The organism is Streptomyces sp. NPDC048643 (assembly GCF_040650615.1).
GTDB lineage: Bacteria > Actinomycetota > Actinomycetes > Streptomycetales > Streptomycetaceae > Streptomyces.
Map to the genome: position 1 here is coordinate 63,616 of NZ_JBEZHO010000043.1, position 13,733 is coordinate 77,348.

Below are 13,733 nucleotides of genomic sequence, written 5' to 3' on the forward strand. Positions count from 1 at the left end.
ATTTCTTTTTATCTCACATCCGATATACGGTCGCGCCATGGCAGACGACTACCTCGTACGTATCGGCAAGCTCATCCGTGACGCCCGGCAACACCGGGGCTGGACACAGTCGCAGCTTGCCGAGGCGCTCGGCACCAGTCAGAGCGCCGTCAATCGCATCGAGCGCGGCAACCAGAACATCAGCCTTGAGATGATCGCCCGTATCGGTGAAGCGCTGGACAGCGAGATCGTCTCGCTCGGCTACGCGGGTCCGATGCATCTGCGCGTGGTCGGCGGACGTCGTCTGTCCGGCTCGATCGACGTCAAGACCAGCAAGAACGCGTGTGTCGCGCTGCTGTGCGCGACGCTGCTGAACAAGGGGCGCACGGTGCTGCGCCGGGTCGCCCGCATCGAAGAGGTGTACCGCCTTCTGGAGGTGCTCGGCTCGATCGGTGTCCGCACCCGCTGGATCAACGGGGGCGTCGACCTGGAGATCGTGCCGCCGAGCGAGCTGGACATGGAGGCCATCGACGCGGCCGCCGCGCGCCGTACGCGCTCCATCATCATGTTCCTGGGCCCGCTGCTGCACCGCCTGGACGCCTTCAAGCTGCCGTACGCGGGCGGTTGTGACCTCGGCACCCGGACCATCGAGCCGCACATGATCGCGCTGCGCCGGTTCGGGCTCGACATCGCGGCGACCGAGGGGCTCTACCACGCCCAGGTCGACCGGTCCGTCACGCCCGGACGGCCGATCGTGCTGACCGAGCGCGGGGACACCGTCACCGAGAACGCGCTGCTCGCCGCCGCCCGCCACGACGGCGTGACCGTCATCCGCAACGCCTCGTCCAACTACATGGTCCAGGACCTCTGCTTCTTCCTGGAGGCCCTGGGCGTACGGGTGGAGGGCATCGGCACCACCACGCTCACCGTGCACGGCGTGCCGAACATCGACGTCGACGTCGACTACTCGCCCTCCGAGGACCCGGTCGAGGCGATGAGCCTGCTCGCCGCCGCCGTGGTCACCGAGTCGGAGCTGACGGTGCGCCGGGTTCCGATCGAGTTCCTGGAGATCGAGCTCGCGGTCCTGGAGGAGATGGGCCTCGACCACGACCGCACGCCCGAGTACTTCGCGGACAACGGACGTACGCGGCTGGTGGACCTGACGGTGCGGCCCTCCAAGCTGGAGGCGCCCATCGACAAGATCCACCCGATGCCGTTCCCCGGCCTGAACATCGACAACGTCCCGTTCTTCGCGGCCATCGCGGCCTCCGCGCAGGGCAAGACGCTGATCCACGACTGGGTCTACGACAACCGCGCGATCTACCTCACGGACCTCAACCGCCTCGGCGGCCGGCTCCAGCTCCTCGACCCGCACCGCGTCCTGGTCGAGGGCCCGACCCGCTGGCGCGCCGCCGAGATGATGTGCCCGCCGGCCCTGCGCCCCGCCGTGGTCGTCCTCCTCGCGATGATGGCCGCCGACGGCACCTCGGTGCTGCGCAATGTGTACGTCATCAACCGCGGCTACGAGGACCTCGCGGAGCGGCTGAACTCGATCGGGGCGCAGATCGAGATCTTCCGGGACATCTGAGCGACGCCCACACCGGCGCCGTCGTGACCGGCCCCGCCTGCCGCGCGCAGGACGGGCCGGGTGCGGCGGCACCCGTGTCTCACGGGCGCCGCGTCGCGCACGGCGTCCTCCCGAGCCGGTCAGCCCCGCGTGACCGTCACGTCCCGCTGGCTCGTCGCGTGGAACGTCGGGAGCGGGAGACCGGTGCCGGCCAGTTCCGTCAGGGTGGCCTCGACGTGGGCCGGGCCCGGGACCAGTGTGTCGGTCGCGCGCTTCTCGGAGTTGGTCCAGCGGTGTTCGGCGCCGTCGCAGAGGGCCGAGGAGCCGCCGATGCCGTGGTGGACCCGGGGGTCGTCCTGGGACACCGAGGAGGACACGAAGACGGGGCCGGGGGCAGAGGCGCAGCGGTAGGTGCCGGAGAGGGTGATGGTGCCGTCGGCGGCGACCGTGGCGGTGGGGTCGACGGTCACCTCGTCGGACACGGCGGACCGGGCGACGGCGGACGGGGCGAGCAGCAGCAACAGCGCCGCGGCGGCGGCCGTACCGACGGTCTGGCGGACGAACATGGGGTACCTCCTGGAACGGGGCCCGCTGAGGGCCCGGGAGCGAGCGCTCAACAGGTACCGGTCCGACGCCCCGGGGCCGGTGATCATCACCCCATTGGTGGCGAGTTGGCCACGTCCGTCGCGGCCGCGTTCGAGAGTTGTCCCCGTGTTGTCACGCTTCACCGCCCGCTGTTCCGGTGAGTTCGCGGAGCGCGCATGGTCTGTACATGCGAGGGCGACGACAACGCCGCCGACACTCTTCGCATCCGACGTGGAGGTGCACCATGTGTTCCCACCGGTCTTCGTGCCCGTCCGTGGACTCCGTCGCCCCGCACATCGTCTCGGCCCACCCCGAGCAGGGCTGGAATCTCCTGTGCAACGGCGCGATCGTCTTCGACGACAGCGGTGAACTGCTCCCCGACGGCAGCGTGGTCGCTCCGCACCGGGTGTTCGCCGAGCGGCTCGTCATCGCCGCCTGACCCGTTCCCCGTACCGCTCCCCGGACCGGCGGTCCTTGATCCCCGGCCCTACGGGAGCACGGCGAAGCCGTCGAGTTCGACCAGCGCCTGTTCGTCCCAGAGCCGTGTGACCCCGATGACGGCCATCGCGGGATAGTCGCGGCCCGCCAACCGGTGCCAGATGCGCCCGATTTCGGGCGCGTTGAGCCGGTAGTCGGCGACGTCCGTGGCGTAGACGGTGACCCGGGCGAGGTCGGCGGGAGCGCCGCCCGCCGCGCGCAGCGCGGTCAGCAGGTTCGTGAGCGCCCGTTCGAACTGGAGGGGCAGGGACTCGTCCACCACCTTGCCGTCGCCGTCGAGCGCGGTCTGGCCGGCCAGGAAGACCACGCGGGAGCCGGTGGAGACGACGGCGTGGGAGAAGCCGGTCGGCGGGGACAGCTCGGGCGGGTTGACGCGGTCGGCGGTCATGCGGTCTCCGTTCCCATCGGCCGGTCCTGTGCGGCCTCCCGGTACAACTCTTTCGCGATGACGGCCCGTTGGACCTCGCTGGCCCCCTCGTAGATGCGTGGCGCCCGCACCTCGCGGTAGAGGTGTTCGAGGAGGTGACCGCGTTGCAGGGCGCGTGCTCCGTGCAGTTGCACGGCCGCGTCGACGACGTACTGGGCGGTCTCGGTGGCGAGCAGCTTGGCCATCGCGGCGCGGCGGGGCACGTCCGGGGCCCCGGCGTCGTGGGCCGCGGCGGCCGCGTAGACCATCAGGCGGGCCGCCTCGGTGCGCAGGGCCATCTCGGCGACCTGGTGGGACACGGTCTGGAGGTCCTTGAGCGGGCCGCCGAACGCGGTGCGGCGCGTGGTGTGGGCGAGGGTGGCGTCCAGCGCGGCCTGGGCCATGCCGACGGCGAAGGCGCCCACGCTGGGCCGGAAGAGGTTGAGGGTGCTCATGGCGACCCGGAAGCCGTGGCCGGGCTCGCCGAGGACGTCGTCCGTGGTGACGGGCACGGCGTCGAAGGCGAGGGTGCCGATGGGGTGCGGGGAGAGCAGGTCGAGCGGGGTGCCGGTGAGGCCGGGGCGGTCGGCCGGGACGAGGAACGCGGTGACGCCGCGGGCCCCGGCGGCGGGCCCGGTCCGGGCGAAGACCGTGGAGAAGTCGGCCTCGGGGGCGTTGGAGATCCAGCACTTCTCGCCGGTGAGCCGCCAGCCGCCGGAGCCGTCCTCGTCCGCGCGGAGCGCCAGCGCGGCCGCGTCGGAGCCGGCGCCGGGCTCGCTCAGCGCGAAGGCGGCCACGGCGTCGCCGGCCGCCACGCGGGGCAGCCAGCGCTCGCGCTGGGCGGTGGTGCCGTGGGCGTGGACCGGATGGGCGCCCAGTCCCTGGAGGGCGAGCGCTGTCTCGGCCTCGGTGCTGACCTGGGCGAGGGACTCGCGCATGAGGCAGAGGTCCAGGGCGCCGGAGGTGAACAGGCGGCCGAGCAGGCCCAGTCGGCCGAGTTCGGCGACCAGGGGGCGGTTGACGTGGCCCGGCTCGCCCTTGTCGACCAGCGGACGCAGGTGGTCGGCGGCCAGCGTGCGCAGTTCGGCACACCAGGCAATCTGTCCTGATTCCAGTGAGAATGCGGTCATTGCCGGTCCCTCTCCCCGTCGGACACCGTCCCACGTTATCGCGAACCGTTGACTGTCGTCACCAACACGATACGCTCCTGGTGCGAGCCCACCACGACGCCCACCAAGGCGGCCCACAAAGGCAAGGGGGCGAACCGCCATGCATCCCGTGGACCCCGCGGACACCCTGGCGCCGGCACACTCGGCCCACGTCGACACCTTCGCGCGCGACCATCTCCCGCCCCCCGAGCAGTGGCCCGAGCTCCTCTTCGACCTGCCCGGGCTGCGCTACCCCGACCGGCTGAACTGCGCCGCGGAACTCCTCGCCGGCACCGATCCCGGACGCCCCGCCTTCCACACCCCGTCCGGCCCACCCTGGACGTACGGGAACCTGCGCGACCGTGTCGACCGCATCGCCCACGTCCTCACCGGCCAACTGGGCGTGGTCCCGGGCAACCGGGTGCTGCTGCGCGGCCCCACCACCCCGTGGCTGGCCGCGTGCTGGCTGGCGGTGCTGAAGGCGGGCGCCGTCGCGGTCACCGTGCTCGCGCAGCAGCGGCCGCACGAGCTGCGGACCATCTGCGGGATCGCGCGGGTGACCCACGCCCTGTGCGACCTCCGCTCGCTCGACGACCTGGCCCGGGCGGGCGTCCCCGGCCTGCGGATCACGCCGTACGGCGGTGACGCCCCGGACGACCTGCTGCTACGCATCACCGGCGCGCCCGACGAACCCTTCGACCCGGCGGACACGGCCGCCGACGACGTGGCGCTGATCGCCTTCACCTCGGGCACCACCGGCCGGCCCAAGGGCTGCATGCACTTCCACCGCGACCTGCTGGCGACGGCGGACACCTTCTCCGAGCACGTGCTGCGCCCGCACGAGGACGACGTCTTCGCGGGAAGCCCCCCGCTGGGCTTCACCTTCGGACTCGGCGGACTCGTCGTCTTCCCGCTGCGCGCCGGGGCCAGCTCCCTGCTGCTCGAACAGGCGGGCCCCCGGCAGCTGTTGCCCGCGATCGCCGAGCACCGCGTCTCCGTCCTGTTCACGGCACCGACCGCCTACCGGGCGATGCTCACGGAACTGGACGGCCACGACACCGGGTCGCTGCGGCGCTGCGTGTCCGCGGGCGAGAACCTGCCGGCGGCGACCTGGCGGGACTGGCACGAGCGCACCGGACTGCGGATCATCAACGGCATCGGCGCCACCGAGCTGCTGCACATCTTCATCTCCGCCGCCGACGACGACATCCGCCCCGGCGCGACCGGACTGCCGGTGCCCGGCTGGCACGCGCGGGTGGTCGACGCCGACGGGACCACGCTGCCGGACGGCGAGCCGGGGCTGCTCGCGGTGCGGGGCCCGGTCGGCTGCCGCTACCTCGCGGATCCCCGCCAGCGGGAGTACGTGCGCGGAGGCTGGAACATCACCGGCGACACCTATGTGCGCGACCCCGACGGCTACTTCCGCTATGTGGCGCGCGCCGACGACATGATCATCTCGGCGGGGTACAACATCGCGGGACCCGAGGTCGAGGACGCGCTGCTGCGGCACCCCGACGTCATCGAGGCGGCTGTCGTCGGCCGGGCCGACGAGGACCGCGGCCAGGTCGTGGTGGCCCACGTGGTGCTGAAGGAGGGCACCCGCCAGGACACCGAGGAGCTGCGCGTCTTCCTGAAGTCCGAACTGGCGCCGTACAAGTGCCCCCGCGAGATCGTCTTCCTGGACGCGCTGCCGCGTACCGCCACCGGGAAGCTCCAGCGGTTCCTGCTGCGCACCGGGACGGTCGCTGACGCACCGTCACCAGCCGCACCGGAGGGTGATATGCCCCCCGGCGGCGGCCCCAAGTGATCTTCGAGCACTAGAGTGATCAGCGTGTCAGACCAGCACGCCCCCCGGTCCCTCATCGTCACGTTCTACGGCGCGTACGGCCGCTTCATGCCCGGTCCGGTGCCCGTGGCCGAGCTGATCCGGCTGCTCGCGGCGGTCGGCGTGGACGCGCCCTCCGTACGCTCGTCGGTGTCCCGGCTCAAGCGTCGCGGGCTCCTGGAACCGGCGCGCACGACCGGGGGCGCGGCGGGGTACGCGCTGTCGCCGGACGCACGGCAGCTGCTCGACGACGGCGACCGCCGGGTGTACGCGTCGGCGGCGCCCGAGGACGACGGCTGGGTGCTCGCCGTCTTCTCCGTGCCCGAGTCGGAGCGCCAGAAGCGGCACGTCCTGCGCTCACGGCTCGCCGGCCTCGGCTTCGGCACGGCCGCCCCCGGCGTGTGGCTCGCCCCCGCCCGACTGCACGAGGAGACCCGGCACACCCTGGAGCGGCTGCGCCTCGACCCGTACGTCGAGCTGTTCCGCGGCGAGCACCTGGGGTTCGCCGCCACGGCCGACGCGGTCGCCCGCTGGTGGGACCTGGCCGCGATCGCCAAGGAGCACGAGGCGTTCCTGGACCAGCACGAGCCCGTCCTGCGCGCCTGGGAGGCACGCGGGGACACGGCGCACGAGGACGCCTACCGCGACTACCTCCTCGCTCTGGACTCCTGGCGGCACCTCCCCTACACGGACCCGGGACTGCCCGCGGCCCTGCTCCCCGACGACTGGCCGGGCTCCCGCTCGGCACAGGTCTTCGGCGCGCTGCACGAGCGACTGCGGGACGCGGGCGCCGAGTTCGCCGGGGTCTCCCCGCGGTCGGGGCATGCCGGGGCGGAGTGACCCCGCCGACCTCCGCCGCCGCCTTCCCCGCTCAGGACCCCAGCGTGAGACGGGGCCGGGGCGCGTCCGTACGGCCGGTCTGGGGGCGCCTGCTGCCCGCGCGGTAGGGCTCCGGCCAGCTGACGCCCGGCCCCTCGTAGCCCTGTTCGGCCGCCGCGTGCAGCGTCCAGTTCGGGTCGTACAGGTGCGGCCGGGCGAGCGCGCACAGGTCCGTCCGGCCCGCGAGGATCAGGGAGTTGACGTCGTCCCAGGACGAGATCGCGCCGACGGCGATCACCGGGACGCCGGTCTCGTGGCGGATCCGGTCGGCGTAGGGCGTCTGGTACGAGCGGCCGTAGTCGGGGCGTTCGTCCGCGACCACCTGGCCGGTCGACACGTCGATCGCGTCGGCGCCGTGCGCTGCGAAGGCCCGTGCGACGGCGACCGCGTCGTCCCCGGTGGTGCCGCCCTCGGCCCAGTCGGTGGCGGAGATGCGCACGGTCATCGGCCGCTCCTCCGGCCACACGGCCCGTACCGCGTCGAACACTTCGAGCGGGAAGCGGAGCCGCTTCTCCAGTGAACCGCCGTAGGCGTCGGTGCGCCGGTTGGTCAGCGGGGAGAGGAAGCCGGAGAGCAGATAGCCGTGGGCGCAGTGCAGTTCGAGGAGGTCGAAGCCGCAGCGGGCGGCGCGGCAGGCGGCCTCGGTGAACTGCTCCCTCAGATCGGTGAGTTGGGCTCGGGTCAGCTCGCGGGGGGTCTGGCTGTCCCGCCGGTACGGGAGCGGGGAGGCGGCGACGAGCGGCCAGTTGCCGTCCGGCAGGGGTTCGTCGATGCCCTCCCACATCAGCCGGGTCGAGCCCTTGCGGCCCGCGTGGCCGAGCTGGACGCCGATGGCGGTGCCGGGCGCCTGCCGGTGCGTGAAGTCGACGATCCGCCGCCAGGCGTCGGCCTGCCGGGGCGTCTGGAGCGTCGCGCAGCCCGGTGTGATGCGGCCCTCGGCGCTGACGCACACCATCTCGGTCATCACCAGTCCGGCGCCACCGAGGGCGCGTGCTCCCAGGTGGACGAGGTGGAAGTCGCCGGGCACGCCGTCCTGGGCGGAGTACATGTCCATCGGCGAGACGACGACCCGGTTGCGCAGGGTCAGGCCGCGCAGCCGGAACGGGGTGAACATCGGCGGCGTCCCGGGCGGGCAGTGGAACTCCCGCTCGACGGCGGCCACGAAGTGCGGGTCGCGCAGCCGCAGGTTGTCGTGTGTGACCCGGCGGCTGCGGGTGAGCAGGTTGAACGCGAACTGCCGTGAGGGCTGGCCGAGATGGCGGCCGATGTCCTCGAACCACTCCAGGCTGGCGCGGGCGGCCCGCTGGGTGGAGGCGACGACGGGGCGCCGCTCCTCCTCGTAGGCGGCCAGCGCCCGGTCGAGTGAGGGGTGTTCCTCCAGGCAGGCGGCCAGCGCGAGCGCGTCCTCGACGGCGAGCTTGGTGCCGGAGCCGATGGAGAAGTGAGCGGTGTGCGCGGCGTCGCCGAGGAGCACCAGATTGCCGTGCGACCAGCGGGTGTTGACGACCGTGCGAAAGCGCGTCCACGCCGACTTGTTGGAGGTGAGCGGCCGTCCGCCGAGCGCGTCCGCGAAGATCTTGCCGCACCGCTCGACGGACCCGCTCTCGTCGAGGTCCGCGAACCCCGCCGCCTGCCAGACCTCCTCGCGCATCTCGACGATGACGGTGGAGGCGTCGGCCGCGAACGGGTAGCCGTGCAGCTGCATCACGCCGTGTTCGGTCTCGGCGATCTCGAAGCGGAAGGCGTCGAAGGCGAAGTCGGCGGCCAGCCAGATGTAGCGGCAGCGGTGCTCCTCGACGGACGGGCGGAACACGTCCTCGTACGCCGCGCGGGTGAGGCTGCCCACGCCGTCGGCGGCGACCACGAGGTCGTACGCGGTCATCAGGTCGTCGACGGGCGGGGCCTCCGCCGTGAAGCGGAGGTCGACGCCGAGGGAGCGGCAGCGTGCGTGCAGGATCGCGAGGAGCCGGCGGCGGCCGAGCGCGGCGAAGCCGTGGCCGCCGGAGGTGTGCCGGACACCGCGGTGCACGACGTCGATGTCGTCCCAGCGGACGAACTCCTCGCGGAGCGCCGCGTAGACGACCGGGTCGGCGTGTTCGATGCCGCCGAGGGTCTCGTCGGACAGGACGACGCCGAAGCCGAAGGTGTCGTCGGGGGCGTTGCGCTCCCAGACGGTGATCTCGCGGGCCGGGTCGAGGCGTTTGAGGAGGGCGGCGGTGTAGAGCCCGCCGGGTCCGCCGCCGATCACCGCGACGCGCCGCGCGCCCTTCCCGGCTCCCGGGTCGCGCCCGGCGCCCGTGTCCGCGGTCCGGTTCCCGTGTCCGTCGTCCGCGCGCATCCGCCGGTCACCTCCCCCGCCACTTCGGTGCCCGCTTCTCGGTGAACGCGGCGTGGAACTCGGCGTAGTCCTCGCCGTTCATCAGGAGTGCCTGGGTCGCCGCGTCCAGTTCGACGGCGGCGGCGAGCGGCATGTCCAGTTCGGCGGTGAGGAGCGCCTTGGTCTGGGCGTACGCGAGGGCCGGCCCCTCGGCGAGCCGGCGGGCCAGCGCCTGCGCGGCCTCGTCGGCGTGCCCCTCGTCGGTGAGTTCGCTGATCAGGCCGATGCGCTCGGCCTCGGGCGCGCGCACCGGTTCGCCGAGCATCAGCAGCCGGGTCGCGTGGCCGAGCCCGACCACGCGGGGCAGCAGATAGGCGGCGCCCATGTCGCCGCCGGAGAGGCCGACGCGGGTGAAGAGGAAGGCGAACCGGGCGCTCGGGTCGGCCACCCGGAAGTCGGCGGCGAGCGCGAGCACGGCCCCGGCGCCCGCGGCGACGCCGTGCACCGCGGCGATCACCGGGAACGGGCACTCCCGGACGGCGCGGACCACCTGGCCGGTCATCCGGTTGAAGTCCAGGAGCTGGGCGGTGTCCATGGCGAGGGTCGCGCCGATGATCTCGTCGACGTCGCCGCCGGAGCAGAACCCACGCCCCTCTCCGGCCAGCACCAGGGCGCGGACGGAGCGCTCGCGGGACAGCTCGGCGAGCAGGTCCCGCAGGTCGGCGTAGGCGCCGAAGGTGAGGGCGTTGAGCTTCTCGGGGCGGGCCAGGGTCACGGTGGCGACGCCGTCGGTGAGCTCGTAGCCCAGATGCTCCCACTCGGGGGTGCGGGCGGCGGAGCCGGTGAAGGGACTCATGAGGTGCGGCCTCCTCGGGCGGGGGCGACGCTGCGACTGCCCTCCGAAGCTATCACTCATCTGTGACTGTCGTCACGAGTGCACGATAGGCCGGTCGGAGTGTCGTCTCCGGGCCCCGCGCCGCGAGGGGGAGCCGAGGCCCGGGAGTCCCGGAGGGACAGGAGAACGGTGGCCGCGTCCGTCACCACGTCACGGATCTTCGATAGCCGTGTAACGGCGGGAGCACACACGGGAGGGCGCCCGTTTCCCTGGGTAGGGAGCCCCGTATCGGACCGAACGTCCCGAAAGGAGCCCCGGACGGCCCGGGGACACAGTGGCAGATGTCCGGAGAAAGCCCGCCGGGCACGTTTGCCCGACAGAGTCGTACCATTCCTAGGGTTGAAAGCAGGACAGCCTGCTCCATGAACGGACCCGCCTTGCACGACACCCCCGCCCCCGCCTCCTGGCGCATCGCGCTGCCGCACTCCGTCGCGGCCGTGCCCGTCGCCCGTGCGCTGGTCCGTACCGCACTCGCCGAGCTGGAGCACGCGGCCGACAGCGACACCGCCGAGCTGCTCACCGCCGAGCTGGTCGCGAACGCCGTCGAGCACACCGCGGGCGACGGGCCGATAGAGCTGGTCGTTGAGCTGCTGCCGACCGGCTGCCAGGTCGAGGTGCACGACCCCGACCCGGCGCCGCCGGGCGACCTCACGATCCCGCACCCGGCCGAGCCCGACCCCTGGCAGGAGCACGGGCGCGGTCTGCTGCTGATCCGCACCCTCAGCTCGTCCTGCGGGCACCGCCCCACCGACTCCGGCAAGGCGGTCTGGTTCAGACTGCCTGTGGTTCCCGCTCAGCGGCGTCCGCCGCGCTGACGGCGGCGTCCGCCCCGGTACGGGCCAGCCGGGAGTTGCGGCGCCCGTAGACGAGGTACACCAGCAGTCCGGCGACCAGGAACCCGGCGAACTGGATCCAGGTCGTCCAGCCGGTCTCGTACATCAGGTAGAGGCAGAAGCCCACGCCGAGCACCGGCACCACGGGGTAGAGCGGCACCCGGAAGGTGCGGGCGAGGTCCGGCTCGCGGCGGCGCAGCGCGATCACCGCGATGTTCACGGCCACCATGACGGCGAGGGTGCCGATGGTGCACAGGTTGACCACGGAGTCCAGCGACGCGAAGGCCGCGGGGAGCGCGAAGACGAGCGCGACGATCAGGGTGCCGGCGACCGGCGTCGACGTCTTCGGGGAGACCTTCTCGAAGACGCGCGGGACCAGGCCGTCGCGGGACATCGACATCAGGATGCGGGTCTGCCCGTACATCACGGCGAGCACCACGGAGGCGATGGCGACGACCGCGCCGAAGGCGATCACCCCGCCGCCGACGGTGGAGCCGGTGACCTCGTTGACGACGTAGGACAGTGCGGCCGGGCGGCTGCCGACCTTGTCCCCGCCGATGGCGCCGATCGCGGCGAGGGCCACGGCGCAGTACAGCACGGTGACCACGCCGATGCAGACCAGGATGGCGATGGGGATGTTGCGGCGGGGGTTCTTGGCCTCCTCGCCGGCGGTGGTGATGGCGTCGAAGCCGATGTACGAGAAGAAGGCGGCCGTGGTGCCGGCGCCGATGCCGCCGAGTCCGGCGGGCGAGAACGGCGTGAGGTTGCCGTCCTTGAAGGCGCTGAACCCGATCGCGCAGAACAGCACGAGCACGACGAGCTTGAGCACGGCCATGGCGGCGGTCGCGCGGGCGCTCTCGCGGACACCGCGTACCAGCAGGACCGAGGCGAGCGCGATCACGACGACGGCCGGGAGGTTGATGATCCCGCCGTCGGAGGGACCCGCGGAGAGCATGGCGGGGAGCTGCCGGCCGGTGAGGCTGACGAGCAGCTCGTTGACGTACTGGCTCCAGCCGACCGCGACGGCGGACACGGAGACGCCGTACTCCAGGAGCAGGCACCAGCCCACCAGGAAGGCCGTGCTCTCGCCGAGTCCGGCGTAGGCGAAGGAGTACGAGGATCCGGAGACCGGGATGGCGCCGCCCAGCTCCGCGAAGGCGAAGGCGGTGAAGACGCAGGTGATCGCGGCGAGGACGAAGGAGACGACCACGGCGGGGCCGGCCTGGGCGACCGAGTCGGAGAGTCCGACGAAGATGCCGGTGCCGACGATGGCGCCGACGCCGAAGCAGATGAGCTGGAAGAGCCCCATCGTGCGCTTGAGTCCGTTGCCTTCGAGGTCGGCGCCGGACTCGGCTATCAGGTGAGCGGGGGACTTGATGCGGGGAGCGGGCATGCGGGGTGGTGCTCGTTTCTGGTGGTGCGGTGCGACGGGGTGTGTCGCGCGGCAGGCCTCGGAAGGGATGATTCCAAGGCCCGACGGACATCGTACGGACGATTTCAAGCCAGAGTGGCGACCAGGACCGCCTTGATCGTGTGCAGCCGGTTCTCCGCCTGGTCGAAGACGACGGAGTGCGCGGACTCGAAGACCTCGTCGGTGACCTCCAGCGAATCGAGGCCGTAGGTCGCGTGGAGCTCGCGGCCGATCTCGGTGCCGAGGTCGTGATAGGCCGGGAGGCAGTGCAGGAACCTGACGTCGGGGTTGCCGGTCAGGCGCAGCACGTCCATGGTCACGGCGTACGGGGAGAGGGCGCCGATGCGCTCCGCCCACACCTCCTTGGGCTCGCCCATGGAGACCCAGACGTCGGTGACGACGAAGTCGGCGCCGCGGACACCGTCGGCCACGTCCTCGGTGAGGGTGATGCGGGCGCCGCTCTTGTGGGCCAGCTCGCGGGCCCGGGCGACGATCTCCTCGGCGGGCCAGTAGGCGCGCGGGGCGACGATGCGGACGTCCATGCCGAGCAGCGCGCCGGTGACGAGGTAGGAGTTGCCCATGTTGAAGCGGGCGTCGCCGAGGTAGGCGAAGGCGGTCTCGCCGAGCGGCTTGGGGCAGTGCTCGCTCATGGTGAGGACGTCGGCCAGCATCTGGGTGGGGTGCCAGTCGTCGGTGAGGCCGTTGTAGACGGGCACGCCCGCGTGGGCGGCCAGCTCCTCGACCGATGCCTGGCTGTCGCCGCGGTACTCGATGGCGTCGAACATGCGGCCCAGCACGCGCGCGGTGTCCTTCACGGACTCCTTGTGGCCCATCTGGGACCCGGAGGGGTCCAGGTACGTCGTCGAGGCGCCCTGGTCCGCCGCGGCGACCTCGAAGGCGCAGCGCGTGCGGGTGGAGGTCTTCTCGAAGATCAGCGCGATGTTCCTGCCGGTGAGGTGCCGGGTCTCCGTCCCGGCCTTCTTGGCGGCCTTGAGCCCGGCGGCCAGCTCGACCAGACCGAGGAACTCCTCGTCGGTGAAGTCCAGCTCCTTGAGGAAGTGGCGGCCGGCGAGGGCGGTCGGGACTGTCGCCATGGGGGCGCTCCAGGGATACGGGGACGGGGGCAGGGACGACTGGAATTCTATACGATGCCTGGCATTTATATACGGCCTCGTGTTCGACTTCACCCGGAGCCTCCACCCGGGCCCCCGCGACCGGCCCGAGGGGCGCCCCGGCGCCCCTCGCCGAGCCCCTCCGCACCACTCCTCACCGAGCCCCTCCGCACCGCCTTTCGCCGACCCTCCGCACCACCCTTCGCGCGCCCCATAGGAAGAGCACACCGCTGTACACCACTCACACAACTAGAGCTCTCGTGTGCGGGGGTGTGCGG

The 13,733-nt window shown here is 72.3% G+C and carries 12 protein-coding genes; 5 read left to right on the plus strand and 7 right to left on the minus strand.

The window, feature by feature from the left end:
• The first annotated feature begins 37 nt into the window (after positions 1-37).
• Positions 38-1,567: a UDP-N-acetylglucosamine 1-carboxyvinyltransferase gene (locus tag AB0C62_RS31750; protein ID WP_362979031.1), complete on the plus strand. Its 1,530-nt coding sequence runs from the start codon at positions 38-40 to the stop codon at positions 1,565-1,567.
• 119 nt (positions 1,568-1,686) lie between these two features.
• On the opposite strand, the gene AB0C62_RS31755 is transcribed toward AB0C62_RS31750, so the two are convergent.
• Positions 1,687-2,112 (minus strand): DUF6299 family protein, encoded by a 426-nt coding sequence (locus tag AB0C62_RS31755; RefSeq protein WP_362979033.1) that lies wholly within the window; start codon positions 2,110-2,112, stop codon positions 1,687-1,689.
• Positions 2,113-2,375: 263 nt separating this feature from the next.
• Here AB0C62_RS31755 and AB0C62_RS31760 point away from each other — a divergent pair, with 263 nt between their 5' ends.
• Entirely contained in the window at positions 2,376-2,570 is a 195-nt protein-coding gene (locus AB0C62_RS31760) for a DUF5999 family protein (RefSeq protein ID WP_362979035.1), read from the plus strand.
• Positions 2,571-2,618: 48 nt separating this feature from the next.
• Here AB0C62_RS31760 and AB0C62_RS31765 read toward each other — a convergent pair whose 3' ends face one another.
• The gene (locus AB0C62_RS31765) at positions 2,619-3,017 is read right to left on the minus strand and encodes a RidA family protein (RefSeq protein ID WP_362979037.1); all 399 of its coding nucleotides are present in this window, start codon (positions 3,015-3,017) and stop codon (positions 2,619-2,621) included.
• The gene (locus tag AB0C62_RS31770; RefSeq protein ID WP_362979039.1) at positions 3,014-4,165 is read right to left on the minus strand and encodes an acyl-CoA dehydrogenase family protein; all 1,152 of its coding nucleotides are present in this window, start codon (positions 4,163-4,165) and stop codon (positions 3,014-3,016) included. The genes AB0C62_RS31765 and AB0C62_RS31770 overlap by 4 nt, the downstream gene beginning before the upstream one ends.
• A gap of 139 nt (positions 4,166-4,304) precedes the next feature.
• Here AB0C62_RS31770 and AB0C62_RS31775 point away from each other — a divergent pair, with 139 nt between their 5' ends.
• Positions 4,305-5,990 (plus strand): AMP-binding protein, encoded by a 1,686-nt coding sequence (locus AB0C62_RS31775; protein ID WP_362979040.1) that lies wholly within the window; start codon positions 4,305-4,307, stop codon positions 5,988-5,990.
• Between the two features lie 15 nt (positions 5,991-6,005).
• Entirely contained in the window at positions 6,006-6,848 is an 843-nt protein-coding gene (locus tag AB0C62_RS31780; RefSeq protein ID WP_362979042.1) for a PaaX family transcriptional regulator C-terminal domain-containing protein, read from the plus strand.
• Positions 6,849-6,879: 31 nt separating this feature from the next.
• Here AB0C62_RS31780 and AB0C62_RS31785 read toward each other — a convergent pair whose 3' ends face one another.
• Together AB0C62_RS31785 and AB0C62_RS31790 are read right to left on the minus strand one after the other, a co-directional pair.
• Complete coding sequence (locus AB0C62_RS31785; RefSeq protein ID WP_362979044.1) at positions 6,880-9,225, minus strand: bifunctional salicylyl-CoA 5-hydroxylase/oxidoreductase; 2,346 nt, start codon at positions 9,223-9,225, stop codon at positions 6,880-6,882.
• Between the two features lie 7 nt (positions 9,226-9,232).
• On the minus strand, positions 9,233-10,060 hold the full coding sequence (locus AB0C62_RS31790; protein WP_164375130.1) for an enoyl-CoA hydratase family protein: 828 nt from the start codon (positions 10,058-10,060) through the stop codon (positions 9,233-9,235).
• Between the two features lie 401 nt (positions 10,061-10,461).
• Between AB0C62_RS31790 and AB0C62_RS31795 the strand changes: the two genes are divergently transcribed.
• Positions 10,462-10,914, plus strand: a complete 453-nt coding sequence (locus AB0C62_RS31795) for an ATP-binding protein (protein ID WP_362979046.1) — start codon at positions 10,462-10,464, stop codon at positions 10,912-10,914.
• On the opposite strand, the gene AB0C62_RS31800 is transcribed toward AB0C62_RS31795, so the two are convergent.
• Together AB0C62_RS31800 and argF are read right to left on the minus strand one after the other, a co-directional pair.
• Complete coding sequence (locus AB0C62_RS31800; RefSeq protein ID WP_362979048.1) at positions 10,871-12,325, minus strand: amino acid permease; 1,455 nt, start codon at positions 12,323-12,325, stop codon at positions 10,871-10,873. The genes AB0C62_RS31795 and AB0C62_RS31800 overlap by 44 nt on opposite strands.
• Positions 12,326-12,429: 104 nt before the next feature.
• On the minus strand, positions 12,430-13,437 hold the full coding sequence (gene argF, locus AB0C62_RS31805; protein WP_362979050.1) for an ornithine carbamoyltransferase: 1,008 nt from the start codon (positions 13,435-13,437) through the stop codon (positions 12,430-12,432).
• Positions 13,438-13,733: the final 296 nt, after the last annotated feature.

What these genes read in the sequence shown, in the direction of transcription:
- AB0C62_RS31750 (WP_362979031.1), top strand. Translation starts at nt 38, where the DNA reads ATGGCAGACGACTACCTCGTACGTATCGGCAAGCTCATCCGTGACGCC.
- AB0C62_RS31755 (WP_362979033.1), bottom strand. Translation starts at nt 2,112, where the DNA reads ATGTTCGTCCGCCAGACCGTCGGTACGGCCGCCGCCGCGGCGCTGTTG.
- AB0C62_RS31760 (WP_362979035.1), top strand. Translation starts at nt 2,376, where the DNA reads ATGTGTTCCCACCGGTCTTCGTGCCCGTCCGTGGACTCCGTCGCCCCG.
- AB0C62_RS31765 (WP_362979037.1), bottom strand. Translation starts at nt 3,017, where the DNA reads ATGACCGCCGACCGCGTCAACCCGCCCGAGCTGTCCCCGCCGACCGGC.
- AB0C62_RS31770 (WP_362979039.1), bottom strand. Translation starts at nt 4,165, where the DNA reads ATGACCGCATTCTCACTGGAATCAGGACAGATTGCCTGGTGTGCCGAA.
- AB0C62_RS31775 (WP_362979040.1), top strand. Translation starts at nt 4,305, where the DNA reads ATGCATCCCGTGGACCCCGCGGACACCCTGGCGCCGGCACACTCGGCC.
- AB0C62_RS31785 (WP_362979044.1), bottom strand. Translation starts at nt 9,225, where the DNA reads ATGCGCGCGGACGACGGACACGGGAACCGGACCGCGGACACGGGCGCC.
- AB0C62_RS31790 (WP_164375130.1), bottom strand. Translation starts at nt 10,060, where the DNA reads ATGAGTCCCTTCACCGGCTCCGCCGCCCGCACCCCCGAGTGGGAGCAT.
- AB0C62_RS31795 (WP_362979046.1), top strand. Translation starts at nt 10,462, where the DNA reads ATGAACGGACCCGCCTTGCACGACACCCCCGCCCCCGCCTCCTGGCGC.
- AB0C62_RS31800 (WP_362979048.1), bottom strand. Translation starts at nt 12,325, where the DNA reads ATGCCCGCTCCCCGCATCAAGTCCCCCGCTCACCTGATAGCCGAGTCC.
- argF (WP_362979050.1), bottom strand. Translation starts at nt 13,437, where the DNA reads ATGGCGACAGTCCCGACCGCCCTCGCCGGCCGCCACTTCCTCAAGGAG.